The following is a 17,707-nucleotide window of genomic DNA, read 5'->3' as shown; positions in this document are numbered from 1 at the left end:
TTATCTTTTAATGAATTTCTTCAGTGAAATAAATGCTGCTGCAAGTGCCGCCGTGATTGCAGCCCCTGCTATTGCAATGATACCCATATTATCGTCGCCGGTTTTTACTCCGCTCGTTGTGGCAACATCGCTTCCCTTCTCTGTTGCTCCTGAACCGGAACCATCAAGAGTCGTAGATGTATTTCCGTTCGGGGTTGGGGTATTATCTGTTACATCAGACGCTCCGTATTTCTTTAATTTGGTCTTGCCTTCTTCCAGGTCATTTTTGATGGCATCTTCTGTTGTGTCTGAGTTAATCTTTTCTACGTAAGAATCAAACACTTTCTGTGCATCTTCTTTCTTGTCTGAAGGGACCGTGTCAAGCATTTTCTGGAGTGTACTGATTGCGTCTGCCCTTAACTGCGCAAGTTTTGATGCATCTGCCGTGCTGCTCGCATCAACCCCTGCGTCTTTCAGTGCCTGCTGACATCCATCAACAAGTTTATTGATATCATCTTCTGATGTTGCTTTGTTGATTTTGTCTGTGTAAGTATCGATAATCTTGTTCGAAGTATCTGTAGGATTTGTTACCATTGCTTTGATTTTTGCTATCGCATCCGTTTTTGCTTGTGCAAGTTTTGCTGCTGCGTCCTGCGCGGTTACAAGCTTCGCAAGGTTGTCTTTAGCAAGGTTGTAACATTTTTCCATTGCTGTTTCATTTTTTGCTTTGTTAATGTTCTCTTTCTGCTTGTTGATTACTTCCTGTGCTTTCTGAGAATATGTATCATCTGTAAATTTGTACTCTGTAAGGAGTGCATCCAGCTTATTGTTAAATACAGACCGCATTGATGTCAGGTATGCATTGTTGTAATCCGTTTTTGCCTGGGCGTAAATCTTAGAGCATTCAGATGCAGACTGTGCATTTTCAATGTTTGCTTTCGCAGTGCTGATGATGCTGTTCATATCTGCTGTTACATACTCAGACTTCACTTTTGACTCAAGAACAGACAATTTACTTAATGTGTCTGCTTTCACTGATGCAAGTTCTTTGTCTTTTTTGTAAGCATCTGTAGTTGTCTGTACGTCAGATTTAAATCCCTCTACGATATCTTTTACTTCATCCTCTGTTGTAGCATTCTCTATTTTTTTCAGTGCGGCACCAGCCAGCTGCTGAATTGAGGCTTTCAGTTCTTCGTCAGACTGATTGTCTACAGTATTCTGAATCTCTTTCTTGGCGCTCTCTTTCACTGAACTCAGACCCTCATTATTTGTAATTTCATCTTTCAGGTCCTTGATTTCGCTTTTAGCATCACTGACAATAGTCTCTACTTCTTCTGCAGATGCTGCGGCATCAATTTTTTTAAACACCTCGTCTTTAATCTGACCTTTCTTGTCTGTTACTTCTTTATTGTCACTTGTAATTTCATCAAGTGCTTTCTGGATTTCTGACTTTGCATCTTCTTTTACTTTTGTGAGGTCTGCATCTGGGGTTCCGTTCGTAGCTTTTACGTAAGCGGCATAAGCCTCTGCTTTTGTTTCCCCAGAAATTGTTTCACCGGCGCGTCCGGTAAGATATGCTGTAAACTCATCCACGTCGCTCGTGATAGCCTTATGGATATCTGAAATCTTATCTTCTCCATCAGAAATATCACTTGGTGTGCCGAGTAATATGATTTCGTCAATTGTTTCCGTTGTATCGCTGTCTGGAGCAATTCCCTTAAGGTCTTTATACAGAGCAAACATTGAATCCATGTCACCTTCAATCGCAGCTTTCACATGGGCAAAAGCGCTGTCTGCGGAATTTGTTACGGAATCAATCTCTTTCGCTGTTGTGCATGTATCGAGTTTGAAGATTAATGAACCGTATACATTCTGCAGTACGGTTGTTTTATCCTTGATTCCATCCATAGCAGCATTGATTTTCTTCTTCGCCTCGCTCTTCAGCGCATCAATAGATGAATCATCCTGCGCAGCGATTTTTTCGATGCTTTCAATTCCTTCATCCATTGCCTGCTTAGCGTCTTCAACTGTTTCGGATTTCTTGATTTTTGCGACTGCGTCTTTTAAGACATCGTTTGCCATGTTTTTCTGCGCATCAGTGACAAATTCCATGGACTCAAATTTACTATACATTTCGCCAACATATCCGTTTTTAGTTACATAAAGCTGCTGGTCATTAAGGATTGATGCGGCTGTTTCTGTCAGTTTATCCAACACTGCCTGCATCTCTTCTTCATTTTTCTTCTTGTTGATTTCTGCTTTTGCTGCTTTTACGGCTTCATCCCATTTGCTTTTGAAATCTTTTTCGGTAAACTTACCTTTTTCAATCTCGCCGGCTTTTTCACACATCTGTTTTCTCAGTTCCTTAAGGACCGGGTCTTCAGATACTGCACACTGTTTATTTACAATCTTAGTGGTACCATCAACTCCTTTGATGATGTAAGAAATCGTATACACTCCGATTGTGTTTTTGTCTACTTTTGAAGTGTCAAGTGATACAGACACGACTTTTGTATCATCATAGGAAACGCGTGGACTCGGAAGGTCATCTCCAAGCTGGATTTCAATATCGTCAAGCCCTTCCACGTATTCATCAAGGCTTTTCTTTTCTTCCTCTGCAGAATCTGAATCTGTTGTTACGTCTCCTGGGGTATCCGGGTTTGTTGTATCAGACGGCGTTTCTTCTGTAGTTGAGTCATCTGCTCCGTTCTGGTCTTCGTCTTTAGTAACTGAATCTGTGTCGTTTGGTGAGTCTGTAGCACCTGTCTCATCTGGATTTTCCGGTTGTTCGGATACCGCTTTAAAAAGAGTAGTCGGAATCGCTGTTGTTCCGCCTGCACTGATGTATACCGTATCAGCCTCTGCAATTGTTCCGCATACAGCAAAATCTTCATCTTTACTGCTATCTGCAATCAGTGCACGTCTGATATCCCGTCCTGGCATAAAAGCGTCCTCTCCATAAACACTTTCAAATGTCAGAGCAACCTGGTATTTTGATGCAGCAATCGCTTCTGCACTTTCATCTTTGGTAAGTTCGGCTACCTTATCTACCATATCCATTTCGCAATTGTAAATAGAATCTGTATCTATCTCGCTTCCATTGATGTACTCATTTAATGAATCCGCATATTTTCCAAATACATCATCAGAAAAAACAATGTTGCTCAGTTTAGGTCCGAAATCGTCTGGTGTATCTGCGACTTTTACACTCTCGTCTGTTGCATAGTCAATCATTTTCTGGACAGCTGTATCGGTATCCTGTTTATCCTGGCTCTCCTCATCGTTCTGCTCTGCCTCAGACTCTCCTCCTTCTGCTTCTGGGACCTCAGCTGCGGTCTCCTCTACTGCGGTAGACTCGGAACCGTCTTCCGCTGCCATAACTACTGTGCCTGGCACAGCCATTGTTGCTGACATGCCTAAAAGCATGGCTGAAATAACTTTATTTTTCATTTCTTTTATCTCCTATTTTTTTTGCTTTCGCATATTTTTTTGCTGGTTCTTTTAGAACTATCTGCAGGTATCATTTGTCAGCGGCTAAAGCCTACTGCGTTCAGCCTTTACGAGACTTGGGTAGACGCGAGCACAGCTCGCGGTATCATCGATTGATAACTCGCCAGCAGAGCCGGGCTGTTACCTGACTTCGAACGGGGATTCCGACCCATGTGCGAAGTTAAAACCGGGACATTTTACCCGCGGACGACTTTTGGTCGGCCGGAGGCTTCTCGCTCTCCGTTGATAACAAAGGGGTTTGTTCCGAGTTACCGGTCGGCCGTATAGGCCATGCCTGCATGTTCTCTATATTCAATATGCAAAATAAATTTTTTTTTGTAACACTTTTTCTTGACAATTTATTTTTGTCAAAAAAAAGATGACCGGACATTATATCCAGTCATCTTTTTGCACTCATTCCGGTTCTACTCTTACGCCCTGTACTACAAATCTTGTTGAAGAATCGCCTGTACATGTTGAAAGTGTAACAATCTTATCAGTTTGTTTAAATTGATAATCTCCTGTATTTATCAGCGATTTTGCCTTCATACTTTCACCATATTCAATAGTCTCTTTTCCCGGGCCCTTAATCAAAGTGTACGTATCGCCATCCACATTGGCCACATACATCGCAAAAATCTTATATTTATATGCTTCTTTTGGCGTGATTACCCAGAAGTATGGACTTTTATCAATGGTCTCCTGCAGCTTATATTGTTTTAATGTTCCGAACATAGAACCATTCTTCATATTGTGCCCATAAACTATGGTATTCTGGTCGGAAAAATCTTTTGTGTTCTTGCAGTCAACAAAAATAGAACCTGCGAAAATAGATTCTTTTTTGTATGTGTGATGTAAATAAAAATCATTATCACTTCCCTGGACAATCGGGTAATTAATGTTTGGTAAAGCCTCCATATAAAGCCAACCTGCTACATCTTGATTAATGCTCTTCAACTCATCAAAATTAATTTCCAACGGTGACGTCCAATGTTTGGTCTCATGTCCTTTTGCGTCTTTCAGTTTTTTTACTTCCTCCGCGTCTGCATCTCTTTCTTTGACAACCGTGTCTGCAATTTCATTGTACTCATCGACACCCGCTTTGTATTCCATCATGATAGAATATAATTTATAACCGGAGACAGCGGCGACCGTAATCGCAACGACAAAAATCACAATCAAGACAACGTCGCTGGCTGTCATCTTCTTTTTTTTCTTTTTTCTGCTTTCTTTCGCTCCTATCTTTTCCATTCAGGCAGCGTCCTCCTCTCGTCTGTTTTCAGAAAAAAGCAGGCTGAATATATCAGCCCGCGCTGCTTATCTTCCGATAAGACTATTCAGATAATTATATAGTTCAGTGCTTGTTGCCTCGTCATAATCTTGTCCGTCTGTTGTACTAAATCCAGAACTTACAAGATGATTGTAAGCATCAATAAACGGAATGCTCAGGTTCTGATACATGTAGGTATTAAATGTTGAAATCTTCTGGTTTGAAGTGGTGCTTTCAGCAGATACCGGCCCTACTGCTACAAAATAAACAGAGGCTCCCTTGTCCTGCCACTCTTTCGCTTTTGTATTGATGGAAGATGCGTAAGCCTGGTAGTTATCAAGGTCGTTAATGCCCATACTGATAAATATTTTTGTTCCATTTCCAATCTTTGTATCTACATCCGGGTATGCCGTGTCTGTCATCCATGAAAAATCACCAGATGCAGAGCACTCCCATAAATCAGATTGCCCGCTAGCGTAGTTTGCCATTGTTCGGAATCTCTCATCACCAAGGAAAATTACCCCTGCCGGCTCTTGTGACTGTGAGTCTGAGTCCGCAACAGTAGTATCACCGGTGTTCTCGGCTTCCGTACTGTCTGTTTCATTATTTGCATCAACAACATCCGTGTCCTCTTCTGTATTTGGTGTGTCTGTTGGCATTGGAGTGGCAGTCGGTAATGGCTTTGGCGTTGAAGTCGGCAGGGCATCGTGTTCATCTGTACTGCCATCTTCATCAGTAGAATCACTGTCTGCATCAGCACTGTCTGTACCGTCGTCGGTCTCCGTACTGTCGTCACCGAAGTCTTCTTCGTAGTCACTGTCTTCACTTGCGCTGTCAGCCTCAGGCGTCGGTGTCTCTGTTGCTTCGGCTGCTTGCTGCTCCTGATGCGCTCCTTCATTATTTCCTTTTAATTTCTGGTATGTACATACGCCTGCCGCTGCTACGGCCGCTGCGACAATGATTGCAATGACAATGATTTTCTTCTTTCCGCCGTTTTCTTCTTCATCGTCATCGTCGTCATAATCATAGTCGTCTTCTTCCTCTTCCTCGTCATGGATTATTTCTTTTTTCTCCTTTTTGGTATTTGCTCTTTCAGCGTCCGCTGCGTTGTTGGGCGTAGTCTTTCTTTCAGGTTTTTTATTAACCCGGGCCTCTGTTTCCTCCTCTCCTTCCGGCTCTTCCGGTTCTTCATCAAGGTCGTCATCGGTTCCGCCTATCATAAAGTTCTCGTCTTCATCATCTTCTTCGAGATTGTAATTCTTATCTTCTTCTCTCATTATTTATTTTTTCCTCCTGTTCTTTCTCTGATATCGTTTCGATGTATGCAAAACGGCCAGCGCAACAGAAAACTGTCGCGTTGGCCGGAAGGAGTCCTGCATATCGACATCTTTTATTTTAGCATGCCCGTATAAACCGTGCCCTGCCCATCAGAGAGTCGTTACAGGGTTGTTATTTTGTTACTTTACCACCTTGAACCCCTTCCAATACCTGAAAGAAGCCTTGGCTACTATTTGGTCAGCGGATACATATGGATTATCCCAATACCGTGAATCTGCGGATTCATTCCTGTTGTCTCCCAACATGAAATAGCATCCCTCAGGGACATTGAATTCCATATCGGGTTCTGTCTCCATTTTTTCACGGATAAACGAATCATCGAGTGGAGTGGAACTGTCATTGATGTAGACCTTTCCTTTTTTGATTGTTACTTTTTCCCCGGGGAGACCGATGATTCTTTTAATATAAATCATGCTTGGGTCATCCGGGAAATGAAACATAACAATATCAAATCTTTCCGGGTCGTGTCCAAACTTATAGGCGAGACGGTTGCCGATTACCCTATCGCCAGTCATCAGTGTGTTTTCCATTGATTCGGATGGAATATAAGCATTCATAAGTACCTGTGTATATAATACGACCATTGCAACCATTGTCATAACGGCTATCGTCAGGTATACAACTATAGTATGCCGAATATTTTTTAAATCGTTCGTTTTTTCTTCTTCTTTTTTAACTTTATCTTCTTCCATAAAATTTTCCTCGTCTTTCTATTCTGTTCCTTGTGTAGTCTGTCCCGTGATATTGGAATCATCGTAGACTATAATCGGCCAGTTGTCCTGAAATGTGGTGAATATTGTATTCATAGATGTTTCATCAACAGCAATGCATCCCTGTTTTACACCATTCGATGTTGCCGTTGCTGAAATATCTTCGTTTCCGGAGAAACCAGGCATCGCCGCAGCCTCATCAAACTGATAAACAGCACCATCTCCGAAATACATGATATTTTTTGTACCGTCTTCTGCTGCTGCCTCTCTCAGCTTTAATCTATAGAATCCGGATGAGATGTCTGTGCCAAGTCTTGCTTGACATTGAGCCACTGGATTTCCATCTACGTATAAAATCACGCTTCCATGTGACTTATCGATTTCCAGATAAGAATGACCGATGTCGTCTGAATTCCTGCTGACTGTACTCTGACTGTATGTTGGATTCACAACATCAATTGTCTTATCTGTAATCATCTGTTTTAAATCCTGTGCCGTCTTTTTTATATCTATCTGCCACCCATAATCGCCTCCGGAAATGCTGGAAGTCCGATTATCATAGGTAACAAAGCTTCTTTCATTTCCAATTGTATCATATTTTTCTGCCAATGATTTCACATACTCTTCAATCTTTTTCTGGCTCAGTTTAAAATCTTTACTGAGCATATTCTTTCTTATCGTCTCAACATCCACAGTTTCTTTTCTATCCCCAAAGTCATATGTTATGATAACATCTTTGATTGAGTTTAAAAAATCACACTGCTTTTGCAATTCTTTTTCATCTGTTCTTTCTGCCTCTTTGTAGCATCCTTTGTCTTCAAGGTTTACGCTTTTGTGCCATTGCCTTATGGACGTTTCTATCACCTGTTTTGCTTTCTCCCTGTCGAGTTCAGTCCCTATGACCTGCTGCGCTACCTGGTAAAATCCATCCGTGTCAACGATACGCGCACTCTCAGGACTCACCATATTGTGCATACATTTTAATTTCGCGATTGATTTTTGTATCTTTGCTGAATCTATCGCATAACTTTCCTCATCAAGATTATGTTCCTTTATTTCTGGCATAAACCATAATCTATAATCTTGATTGTTGATGATGTTCACTAGTCCTTCTTTTCCATTGAACGTCATTCCTACATCTTTTGCAGTTAGTTTTTCGACCCCTCCATTCCTCGTATCTATGGCGATTGCGTAACTACTGACTTCTTTTGATAGCAGCGCCTCGGCCTCGTTAACCGTCTTAAACGCACAATGGAAACCGTTGATTGTAGTGCCTATTTTAAAATGTGTCTGAAAATACGCCATTCCCAGAAAATAGGATGTGCCCAGTATAATACATAGCACACATAACATTGTAATGATTATCTTTCTTGTTGTCTTCATTTTTTCTGCTCCTTTGCATATCGTTTTCTTACAGTATGCAAAAAACAGTCTGGTTTATGATGCGTATTTCTTTAAAATCTCATAATATTCATTAATCTTTTCTGCCTCTTCATTGCTGCCGCCGGCATCCGGATGTGCGGTTTTCATAAATTGTCTTCTACGTTCTTTCAGTTCTTTTTCTGTAAAAGGCATCTGAAGTTTATAAAATTCAAGTGCCATCTCATAATCGCTCTTCATATTTGTTCTTCCAGAATAGTTATAAGAATAATCTCTCTGACCGGTTCCGGTATTGCTGTAACCATAACCGGCATTTCCGGAATTATATCCGTAACCGCTATAACCATAATATCGACCACTCTGCTGCTGATTTTGGTATCTTTGGTATCCATTTTCAGCGTTACTATATGCGTTATTGCTATCGCTATTATTGTCATATGTATATGAATAATGGTCTTCTGCATTTGCATCGTTTCCTAATGCATACAAAATCATTCGGCAAATAAATGAAGGGATTATTATCAGAACTGAAAGGACGAGACCAAGAAGAGGATAGATAACCAATACAGAAAACAGTACGATAAAAACGTTCATGCCGTCTTTATTCACAGCAATCCAATGGCCGGTCATAATGATGCACATGACGATAGTGACAATTCGCGCAATATCCGGCGAATGATAGCCGATTACAGTGAGAATCTTTTTTAGAATATTTTTAGCCATCTTCTTTCTCCTTTCTTTCTATTTTCTAGCTATATTATACGTCATTTTTGAGATTGCTGCAAATTTTTGCGGGTTTTTATCTAATTGACAAATCTTATTTTAGTAAATGTGTATTATCTCGTGGAATATCAAAATAAAATATTTAGACTACTTGTGCGTTTAGATGTAAACAAACAAAAAAAGCAGGCTTGAAAGTTAGCCTGCTTTTTGTGTTAATTTATTTACCACCGCCGGTAGAACCTAATTTATCATCTGTAAAGTCATTGCCATTGCCGTCAATCGCCTTACCGATACCAAGGGCATTTACAATAACAACAATGCCCATAAGTGCGATTCCGCAAACAGCTGTCTGCACTGCATCAGCCTTAGAATCAGCATCAGAACGTTTTGTGGCAAGAACGAACTGAATAATCGCCCATACAAAAATAGCGGCACCAACATATTTGAACATTGAGCACATTAAACTAATTAAATTGTTCATAGTTTGACTTGCACTTACCGTGTCAGCAAATGCCGGCATAATAAACATCATGCTTCCCAGCACCATCATCGCAAGGCACCATGCCACCTTCTTGTAGTCAATCTTTCTTTTTGCTTTATTCTGCATTGGTTTTTCCTCCTGTTAGATTTTTTTGCGCTTTCTTTTGCGCATCTATATATTTATTTTGCAAAATCCAGGTGCTTTTAAAAATCGGGCCGGAGGATTACCAATTGAGGCAAAGCCCTGTTTTTTATCCCGCTTTTTTGCATCTCTTTTGCATCCATATACAATATGAAAAATAAAAAAATTTTTGTAACACTTTTTTGACCAACTTTTGAAAAAAAATTTTTTCTTATTTTTCTAGCTGAATCTGAGCGAATGTTTCTCCAATTGGCTCACGGATAACCAAATCTGCATGCATATCACGCGGTGACGGGGTTTTGTTAATCACCACCAGATGATTACCGTAAAAATAGTCAATCAAACTGGCGGCAGGCCAAACAGAAAGTGATGTTCCTCCAATGATTAGCACTTGCGCTTCACGGAGTGCCCTTGCAGCCTTGGCCATAATACCGTCATTGAGATTTTCTCCATATAGTACTACATCAGGTTTAACGATTCCGCCGCATTCACAATGCGGTACTCCATCAGAATCCTTAATGTAATCAAGGCCGTATGCCTTTCCGCATTTCGTACAATGGTTGCGGTATACGCTTCCATGCAGTTCCAGTACATTTTTACTTCCGGCCATCTGATGCAGATTGTCAATGTTCTGCGTAATAATAGCCTTAACTTTTCCAGCTTCTTCCAGCTCAGCTAATTTTAAATGTGCAGCATTTGGCTTTGCTGCATCGCATAACATTTTATCACGGTAAAATTTAAAAAATTCTTCCGGGAATTTTTTAAAGAACTGTTTGCTTAAGATTGTCTCTGGTGAATATTCGTATTCCATATTATACAGCCCGTTTTGGCTCCTGAAATCCGGGATGCCGCTTTCTGTTGAGACCCCTGCGCCTCCAAAAAATACAATGTTATCGTGGTTATCGATTAGTTCCTGCAACTTCTCTACTTCTTTCGTCATTTCTTTTCCTCCTTCTTTTTTATATTTACAATATGCAGAATTTCTTTCCTGAAATACGCACAATTTTCTCTGTATGCAAAATAAGAGGCAGCCGCTATTCTTCGGCTGCCTCTTCACTTTTTTCTTTTTTCTGCTCTTCTTTCTTGCTTAAAAGACTGTATATATTTTTATTTCTATCCAGTGCTATCAGGATAAATGCTGTATCTGTGTCGTTTTTGTACATCTTTGCCATTTTTCTATTGAGTGTAAATTCCTGATAATACACATTTTCCTGTTCATCCTGAATCTTTACAGTTAGTTTGCCAAAATTTGTTCCATAGCCCGGCATCACATGATGCACTTTAACATCTCTTATCGTGTACTTTCTTTCTTTGACTATCTTGTCAAGTTTTTTATCCACAACAGCAAAGCGGTATGTATTTACAATAACAATCATGACAAACACAGCAAGAGTGATAAAGAAATAAATGGTTATTTCTGATTTCGATTTTACATGGATATAAATATATACGATAATAAATGCAATCCCAATTATTGACCATAGAACAGATGCCAAAAGCTCCCTGCTTATTTTTTTATGCATTATATCTTCTATATATTCATGCTCTTCGTCATCTGGGGGATGAAGGCCAGCCACTTTGCTGATTGGCAGTTCACCCCTGCCGGTCATTCTGTTAAAAAAATTATCTTTCTGCAATTTTTCTAATTTCCTCCCCTGTGAGTGTTTCCTTTTTCATAAGTTCTTCTGCAATATCCCGCAGCCTGTCAATGTTTTCTTTCATTAGTATCAGAGACTGCTCCTGAAGCGCCTTTGCGAGTTTGACCGCCTCTTTTGTAATGACTTCCGGCTTTACATCGAGATTATCCAGATTCAGCAGTCCGAACTCATCATTCATGCCATATTCTACAATCATTTTCTTGATGATGTCTGTAGCCTTTTCAATATCATTTGATGCCCCGGTTGTAACTCCTTCCTCTTCGCCGTTGCTCTCTGTCAGCAGTGCTTCAGCGTTTCTTCCTGCATACAGCATGATTACCTGCTCTTTTAATTCTTTGACTGTGAATAATCCAAGTTTCTTTGGAGTGATAAAGGTTGCGCCTCCAGCACCAGATGTTGACGGGATGATGGATGCCTTTGTCAGGTCCTGACCAAGCAGGAGCCCTGCCAGCGCATGTCCTGCTTCGTGCCATGCTACGACTTCAATATTATTTCTTTCACCGTTCCTTCTTAAATGCCCTTCCATTAACTGTTTCATCCATGCTTCATCAAGGATTTTTCTGTCGATGATTCCGTTATTATCTCTTGCTGCAATAATAGCCGCTTCGTTTAATACAGTCTTGATTGTCGCCGGGCTGCTGCCCATGGTTTCTTTTGCAAATGCATCAAAATCAACGTCCTCGGCAAATTTCTTGTTATTCGTATAAAGGTCAATAATAACCCTTCTTTCTTTTGCGCTTTCCGGAAGGCTGACTGCAAAATGGTTATCAAATCTTCCTGGTCTTGTCAGCGCCGGGTCCAGGTCTTCCAGTCTGTTTGTTGCTGCAATCACCACAACACCATTGCTTCCGTCAAATCCGTCCATCTCTGAAAGCAGCGTGTTCAGCGTCTGTCTGTCATAATTATTCTGTTTGGAGTGCCTACGGCCGCCCATGGAGTCAATCTCATCAATAAAGATGATGCATGGTGCATTGTTCTTTGCGTCGTCAAAAAGTTTCCTCATTTTGCTCGCTCCAACACCGACATACTTTTCATCAAAGTCTGAACCGGACGTTGCAATAAACTTTACTCCGGCTTCTCCTGCCACAGCCTTTGCCAGAAGTGTTTTTCCTGTTCCTGGAGGGCCGTAAAGCAGCACACCTTTCGGTATATCTGCGCCTGCTTCTTTATATTTATCCGGATTTTTCAGGAAGTCAACGACCGTCATGAGGTCTTCTTTTACCTCATCCAGGCCGGCAACGTCTTTGAATTTAACATTGCTTTTTTGTTCTTTCTTTCTGGTTGATTTTATGGAACCAATACCCATTATCTTTGTCATTGCATAGAATAAAGCGGCATACATAAGTAACTGAACTGCCATCATAATCGGCGTTTCATATTTCTTGAGCATTCCTGATTCTTTAACTTCTACGCCCTGCTCCAGCATATCTACTTTGAAATCATCGTATTTTGGATTTGACGTTGTATATTCTTTATCTTTTTTGTCATAGGCAGTGATGGTCTCGTCATCTTCATTCCACTTGATTTCCTTAATCTGCCCCGCATCCACCATATCCAGGAATTTTTCATATTTTATTTCTTTTGGCTTTCCTTGCCTTCCAGGACCCGAACCGACATAAAGCCCAGCTCCAGCGGTAACTATCAGAACGGCCAGTATGATATATGAAATAATTTTTACTATCTTATCTTTCCCGGGACCCTTTCCTGCTGTTCCATCGTTCCTGCCGTTATCTCTGTCTGTTACGTTTGACTTCACCGTATCTTTTTTTACGTTGTCTTTTTTTCTCATTTTTCTATTGTTTCCTTTCTGCTATATTTTTTTTCTAACTGTAATATGCAGAATCTTTTGATTTCCGTTCGTTTTTTGCGAACAAAAAACCTGGAGATGATTCTCCAGGTTAGTCTTTGCACATAGCGAGAATTCTTAAGGCTTCAGCAAATATGGCAAAAAAGCTGCCGCGAAGCGGTAGCTTGCAAGAAAGTCAAAATACTTTATGCAAATGTATATGTTTTTGCAGTCTTTTCTCTGCATATCCTTTTTTTCTTTTGATTTTCCTCATTATTTTTCTTCCTTTCTTTTGCTTGCAGGTGCGGGAATCCCTCGACTTTAGTTGTGTGGAGGTGTGAAGAACCCATGACTGAAGTCACGGGCTTCCGACAGTCCGTCAGGCTTTTTCAGTCTTGCGACCCGGTTGCACCTTCCATTCTATCTTCTTTCCTGCTTCATCTGTCCGATGCATTGCCTTCCGGCCGTGTCTTACTCAGACTCTCTGTCAGCGTCCTTACGCTGACAGTCCTACTGCGGTGCAGGCTTTAAAAGTGGACTTTCACCACGGATTCCACGCTTCCCCGAGATACCGCTGCTTCGTTATCTGGTTATTCCCGTTTCCGGAGTGCTTGTTTATATGTGACCGGTTTTACCTGTTGCTGGGTTAACAGTTATTTCTGAAGAATCAGTTTGCAGGTTTGTTGGTTACAGGGAGGCCGATAATCTGTATCCCTTCGTCCTGGAACAGCTTCGCACCAATTTTATATATATTCTGCTGAGCATTGACATCTCGGTCATGCCAGGTTCCACACTTCGGGCATTTCCATTTTCTGACGCCCAAATCCTTAACATCTGTATTTTTATATCCGCAGCAGCCGCATGTCTGTGATGATGGATACCATCGGCTGATTTTTCTGAAATATTTACCAGCACGCTCCATTTTATACTGTACCATTGTTAAGAACTGGGACCAGCCAACAGATGCGATTGACTTTGATAAATGGTGGTTCTTCATCATATTCTTGACTGCAAGGTCTTCGCATATGAACGCAACGCAGTTATCTGTAATTGCTCTTGAAAGCTTGTGGTGGAAGTCCCTTCTCTGGTCCGCAATCTTACGCTGCTCTTTGGCGACCTTAGCCCTGACTTTTTCCCAGTTCTTTGAACCGGTATGTGTTTTGTAATCATACTGTTTTCTTGAAAGGCTCTGCTGGAATCTCCGCAGTCTTTTTTCATGGATTTTAATCCACCTCGGGTTTGGTATGGGGATTGATTCTTCCAGATTTCCAAAAACGCCAAATTCTTTCAGGCCAAGGTCAACAGAGATTATCTCCCTTGCATTTATAACAGTTGGAAATACAGGCTTATCAATCACGCTCTCCATTCTGAGGGCGATGCGGTATGAGCCATCTGGCTCCTTGTTTACAGTTGCCGCCTTGATTGACACTCCATGCGGTTGGATATCGTTTAATTTTTTTTCCTTTGGAAGGATAAACCTCACATTTCCGATTTTTGGAAGCTTAACATACGGGGTGCCTCCAATCATCTTCAGCTCAATGTTGTTGTTTGTGAAATTTGTTGTAAAGCTGTTTCCGTTTGGCTTCGTTCTGGAAGCATATTTCGGAAATCCAGACAACCCCTTAAAAAATCTGTTGTATGCGTCATCTACATTCCGGCAGGCATTTTCGTAAACAAACTTGTCTGTATCCTTAAGATATTCCTTTTCTTTTTTTAATGCCGGAAGGTATTCTTTTTTATACTGTGAGACCGTTAAAGCCTTTTTGGTCTCCTTATAGTATTCCTCACGTTTAGAAAGGTAGTCATTATGTACTACACGGGCATTCCCAATCTGCTGGTTAATCGCAGTCTGTTTGTCTCCTGGAATCAGCTCTAAAAGGACGCCATAATTATGTATGCATTTTCCGTAAGGCTCTAATGCTTTATTCTTCTGCTTAATGATATTGAATCCGCCTTTGCCTCCGTGAAACTCAAAAGTACCGTCAGCCTGTTGTTCTGCTGTGACAGTGTACTTTATCGGTTTTTCTTCGGCAGGCTTTACCTTCTTAACGGTCTTCTCTTTCTCGGCGGCTTTCGTCTTCTTGGCAGTCTGTAATTTACGGGCTTTCTTTCTGTTTGAGTTTGCCATATCGTACCTCCTTTCTGTAAATTTCTTATACGTTTAATATGCCGAAAAAATTAGAAACGGGACGATTTTTTGCGAAAAAATTTGATGGAAATAAAAAAATCTCTACGCCGAAACGTAGAGAAATAAAACGTCGTAAACGATATTTTTATGTACTCAAAAAAAAACGAGCCGCCTACCTCATCGACGGACGGGAAACCGCGGTTAAGCTTGCTTGCCCGTCGGTCTGAAGGTAATTGAACGCATACGAGGGAATAGAAACTCCGTCCGCGTCTGGTGCAAGCGAGCGTAAGCTCGCTGCATCACGACTGAAGTCACGAGAATGCGACGGCTAAATTTTTTTCAATAAAAATTTTCATTCTTAATATGCCAATTCTCCATTTTTGTATCAAAAATACAGCCAAAATTTCTGGCTGTATCAAAAAACTTAAACCTGCTGGCAGATTTCTCCATATCCATAGCATCCGCCCCCCTCTGCATCCACAGTCCAATGTGGCATATTGTTGTCATCTACCCAAAAATATGCATCATGTGCCGCAGTTATGATTCTGGCAGCATTCGGATTGAATTCGCCATCCACAAAAAATTTGTCTCCTTTTCTTATTTTCTGAATAGCCTCTTCCGGCATTAGAATGTATTTTACCATTTCTTTTTTCTCCTTTCTTTTTTTATATAAATAATATCATATATCTATAATAATATGAAGGATTTCTATTTTTACAAAAAAAACAAGCGCTACCGAAGGCAGCGCCCGTCTCTAATCACATTAAAAATTTCCCTCAATCCCACAACGCGAAAAAATATTTCTTCGTTAAATCAAACACCTCATCTTTGCATTTTTCTCTATACGCCATCAGTCGCTTCTCCTCTTCCATATGCAGCCGGCTGATTTCTTCGTACTCTGGCAGTTCACTCATAAAATGCATCCTTCTGGAGCCTGTCTTTTTTGCTTTTTCTTTTTCTTCTTCTGTTTCCAGGCCTTCCCCGAAGAAACCGTATTTATCAAAGAATTCATCAGAGGCTTTTGAATATTCTTTTTCGTATTTATTTTTCTCACTGCATGTCTCTTCGTCAAGTTCCCGCCAGAGGAAAATCATCCGGTCAAGGATTTTGTCCCATTCTTTATGGCAAGCATCGTTCTGCATTATGCCATGCTCGTCAGTATAATTTTCACCGAGCATCGCCGGGCTTCCCATCCGGTTATCTTTCAGATACTGCAGCATTGCCGGCATCAGTTCTTCTAGATATGTGTACATACTCCACACATCAGAGTCAGCAAAACCTCTTTTTGCTCTTTGCTTTGACCATTTGATGCATCTGAAGAAATGTTTGATTTTTGCTAACATTCGGGATTTTTTTCCAAGCCCGCACATTACGAATCCATTTCCATTCCAGATATTCAGCAGAGAGTCATCTTCGTACATCTTCTTATTGCGGCGCTGCTTGCGCGAAGGCCGTTTGTAGGTGGAGGACTTTGTCTTTAGACTTCTCTTTGGTTTGGTTTTTGTTTTTGTTTTGAGCTTCTTTTTAAGCATTTTGAATCATCTCCTTTTCAGGGTGTATGTATCCTTCGTGTTGCCGTGTATGTCGCATATATTCAGCTTAGCAAAAGAATTTCTTTTCAGCAAAACTGTAATATCGCTGGACAGAAAACATACTGTTTCGGTGTGCGTGTTACCGTTCTGACGGTATTGAAGTCCAAGATATTTGTTTTCGGCATGCTTAGCAATCCAGTCTGCATCCAGAACAATAGTTTCACACGTGTGGTCTGAGAGAATCTCCTGGTTTGCTGCATTTTTGCCGTCTGACAGGAACCAATACAGGTTCTGTGCATTTCGTATACCTTTCTCGTCTTCTGCTACTGCGTGGCAGATTACGAAAAAAGTTGAGCTATCCAAGACTAGTATTTTTTCAGGCATTTTTTGTCTCCTTTGTTTTTTCTATATATAACATGCGGGATTTTTTGGAGAGAAAAAAAATTTGCGAAAAAAGCCTACAGAATTTCTGCAGGCAAAAATATTTCCCGGAGTTATCTTCCGTATTGGAAATCTCCGTTAGAATCCACGAACTCATCCCACCAGTCCTCGCCGTCAAAGACCTCATATCCGGTTGCATGGCAAAGTTCAGAGTTTCCGTCCACATCAAAACGCTTATCAAACGGCATTTCCTCAAGGTGGCGGCGTTCTTTCCAAAATTCATGTTCGTTCATATCTTTTTTTCCTTTCTTGAATGGTATTGCTAGATACATCTAATATGCGGAAAATTTTCTCTACTGAAAATTCAGAAAGTTTTAGGATTTAAAGCGGGAATCCTCGGTTATTCTATATCCGAGATGAAAACGCATAAAAAATAAAAATATCGTATACGACTTTTTTATCTCCGCATCTCATGCGGAGATTTTTTTCGCAAAATTTTACATTTTATCACAAATTTGGCATATTAAATATAAATAAGAAATTCAAGGAAGGAGGAATCTATATGCTGCTATCACAAAAAACAACTATCAAGTTAAATAACGCAGAATCTAATATCATTGGGCATATGTGCTATGCAGCATATAAACTTTGGAATGTCTGTAACTATGAGCGACAGAATTACAAAGGCTTATCACTGCCAGTAAAATATCC

15 protein-coding genes are annotated in these 17,707 nt (G+C 40.6%); all 15 read right to left on the bottom strand.

Features of this window, described 5'->3' with window-relative positions; genetic code table 11:
- Positions 1–3,429 carry a hypothetical protein gene (locus DMI82_RS04085; protein ID WP_110102555.1) on the bottom strand — a complete coding sequence of 1,143 codons (3,429 nt, stop codon included), beginning with the start codon at positions 3,427–3,429 and terminating at the stop codon, positions 1–3.
- A 453-nt stretch (positions 3,430–3,882) separates the two neighbouring features.
- Positions 3,883–4,719, bottom strand: coding sequence for a class B sortase (srtB, locus tag DMI82_RS04080; RefSeq protein ID WP_110102554.1), 837 nt, complete (start codon positions 4,717–4,719; stop codon positions 3,883–3,885).
- 66 nt (positions 4,720–4,785) lie between these two features.
- A complete protein-coding gene (locus DMI82_RS04075; protein WP_110102553.1) occupies positions 4,786–6,015 on the bottom strand; it encodes a hypothetical protein in 1,230 nt (409 codons plus the stop codon).
- A 180-nt stretch (positions 6,016–6,195) separates the two neighbouring features.
- Positions 6,196–6,768: a signal peptidase I gene (lepB, locus tag DMI82_RS04070; RefSeq protein ID WP_110102552.1), complete on the bottom strand. Its 573-nt coding sequence runs from the start codon at positions 6,766–6,768 to the stop codon at positions 6,196–6,198.
- An 18-nt stretch (positions 6,769–6,786) separates the two neighbouring features.
- Positions 6,787–8,169, bottom strand: coding sequence for a peptidoglycan binding domain-containing protein (locus DMI82_RS04065; protein WP_110102551.1), 1,383 nt, complete (start codon positions 8,167–8,169; stop codon positions 6,787–6,789).
- A 54-nt stretch (positions 8,170–8,223) separates the two neighbouring features.
- Positions 8,224–8,889: a hypothetical protein gene (locus DMI82_RS04060; RefSeq protein ID WP_110102550.1), complete on the bottom strand. Its 666-nt coding sequence runs from the start codon at positions 8,887–8,889 to the stop codon at positions 8,224–8,226.
- A gap of 217 nt (positions 8,890–9,106) precedes the next feature.
- Positions 9,107–9,496 (bottom strand): hypothetical protein, encoded by a 390-nt coding sequence (locus DMI82_RS04055; RefSeq protein WP_110102549.1) that lies wholly within the window; start codon positions 9,494–9,496, stop codon positions 9,107–9,109.
- 226 nt (positions 9,497–9,722) lie between these two features.
- A complete protein-coding gene (locus DMI82_RS04050) occupies positions 9,723–10,451 on the bottom strand; it encodes an NAD-dependent protein deacylase (RefSeq protein WP_110102548.1) in 729 nt (242 codons plus the stop codon).
- Positions 10,452–10,545: 94 nt separating this feature from the next.
- Complete coding sequence (locus DMI82_RS04045) at positions 10,546–11,148, bottom strand: hypothetical protein (protein ID WP_110102547.1); 603 nt, start codon at positions 11,146–11,148, stop codon at positions 10,546–10,548.
- The gene (locus tag DMI82_RS04040; RefSeq protein WP_110102546.1) at positions 11,135–12,958 is read right to left on the bottom strand and encodes an ATP-dependent metallopeptidase FtsH/Yme1/Tma family protein; all 1,824 of its coding nucleotides are present in this window, start codon (positions 12,956–12,958) and stop codon (positions 11,135–11,137) included. Before DMI82_RS04040 ends, DMI82_RS04045 begins: the two co-directional genes overlap by 14 nt.
- Before the next feature lie 664 nt (positions 12,959–13,622).
- A complete protein-coding gene (locus tag DMI82_RS04035) occupies positions 13,623–15,083 on the bottom strand; it encodes an RNA-guided endonuclease TnpB family protein (RefSeq protein WP_110102545.1) in 1,461 nt (486 codons plus the stop codon).
- A 424-nt stretch (positions 15,084–15,507) separates the two neighbouring features.
- Positions 15,508–15,726, bottom strand: coding sequence for a hypothetical protein (locus DMI82_RS04030; protein ID WP_110102544.1), 219 nt, complete (start codon positions 15,724–15,726; stop codon positions 15,508–15,510).
- Between the two features lie 133 nt (positions 15,727–15,859).
- Positions 15,860–16,615 (bottom strand): hypothetical protein, encoded by a 756-nt coding sequence (locus DMI82_RS04025; protein ID WP_242981804.1) that lies wholly within the window; start codon positions 16,613–16,615, stop codon positions 15,860–15,862.
- A gap of 6 nt (positions 16,616–16,621) precedes the next feature.
- Positions 16,622–16,999 (bottom strand): hypothetical protein, encoded by a 378-nt coding sequence (locus tag DMI82_RS04020; RefSeq protein WP_110102543.1) that lies wholly within the window; start codon positions 16,997–16,999, stop codon positions 16,622–16,624.
- A gap of 110 nt (positions 17,000–17,109) precedes the next feature.
- Positions 17,110–17,289 (bottom strand): hypothetical protein, encoded by a 180-nt coding sequence (locus DMI82_RS04015; RefSeq protein ID WP_110102542.1) that lies wholly within the window; start codon positions 17,287–17,289, stop codon positions 17,110–17,112.
- Positions 17,290–17,707 lie beyond the last annotated feature (418 nt).

Origin of the sequence: Blautia sp. BCRC 81119 (genome assembly GCF_003184505.1) — a bacterium.
GTDB lineage: Bacteria > Bacillota > Clostridia > Lachnospirales > Lachnospiraceae > Blautia_A > Blautia_A fusiformis.
The sequence above is the reverse complement of the archived record's forward strand: the minus strand, read 5'-3'. Positions and strand labels throughout refer to the sequence as shown.

Bases quoted from the DNA above. Each gene is read 5' to 3' on its own strand.
- DMI82_RS04015 (WP_110102542.1), bottom strand. From the start codon at position 17,289: ATGAACGAACATGAATTTTGGAAAGAACGCCGCCACCTTGAGGAAATG.
- lepB (WP_110102552.1), bottom strand. From the start codon at position 6,768: ATGGAAGAAGATAAAGTTAAAAAAGAAGAAGAAAAAACGAACGATTTA.
- DMI82_RS04065 (WP_110102551.1), bottom strand. From the start codon at position 8,169: ATGAAGACAACAAGAAAGATAATCATTACAATGTTATGTGTGCTATGT.
- DMI82_RS04020 (WP_110102543.1), bottom strand. From the start codon at position 16,999: ATGCCTGAAAAAATACTAGTCTTGGATAGCTCAACTTTTTTCGTAATC.
- DMI82_RS04035 (WP_110102545.1), bottom strand. From the start codon at position 15,083: ATGGCAAACTCAAACAGAAAGAAAGCCCGTAAATTACAGACTGCCAAG.
- DMI82_RS04085 (WP_110102555.1), bottom strand. From the start codon at position 3,429: ATGAAAAATAAAGTTATTTCAGCCATGCTTTTAGGCATGTCAGCAACA.
- DMI82_RS04060 (WP_110102550.1), bottom strand. From the start codon at position 8,889: ATGGCTAAAAATATTCTAAAAAAGATTCTCACTGTAATCGGCTATCAT.
- DMI82_RS04075 (WP_110102553.1), bottom strand. From the start codon at position 6,015: ATGAGAGAAGAAGATAAGAATTACAATCTCGAAGAAGATGATGAAGAC.
- DMI82_RS04025 (WP_242981804.1), bottom strand. From the start codon at position 16,615: ATGCTTAAAAAGAAGCTCAAAACAAAAACAAAAACCAAACCAAAGAGA.
- srtB (WP_110102554.1), bottom strand. From the start codon at position 4,719: ATGGAAAAGATAGGAGCGAAAGAAAGCAGAAAAAAGAAAAAAAAGAAG.
- DMI82_RS04030 (WP_110102544.1), bottom strand. From the start codon at position 15,726: ATGGTAAAATACATTCTAATGCCGGAAGAGGCTATTCAGAAAATAAGA.
- DMI82_RS04055 (WP_110102549.1), bottom strand. From the start codon at position 9,496: ATGCAGAATAAAGCAAAAAGAAAGATTGACTACAAGAAGGTGGCATGG.
- DMI82_RS04040 (WP_110102546.1), bottom strand. From the start codon at position 12,958: ATGAGAAAAAAAGACAACGTAAAAAAAGATACGGTGAAGTCAAACGTA.
- DMI82_RS04050 (WP_110102548.1), bottom strand. From the start codon at position 10,451: ATGACGAAAGAAGTAGAGAAGTTGCAGGAACTAATCGATAACCACGAT.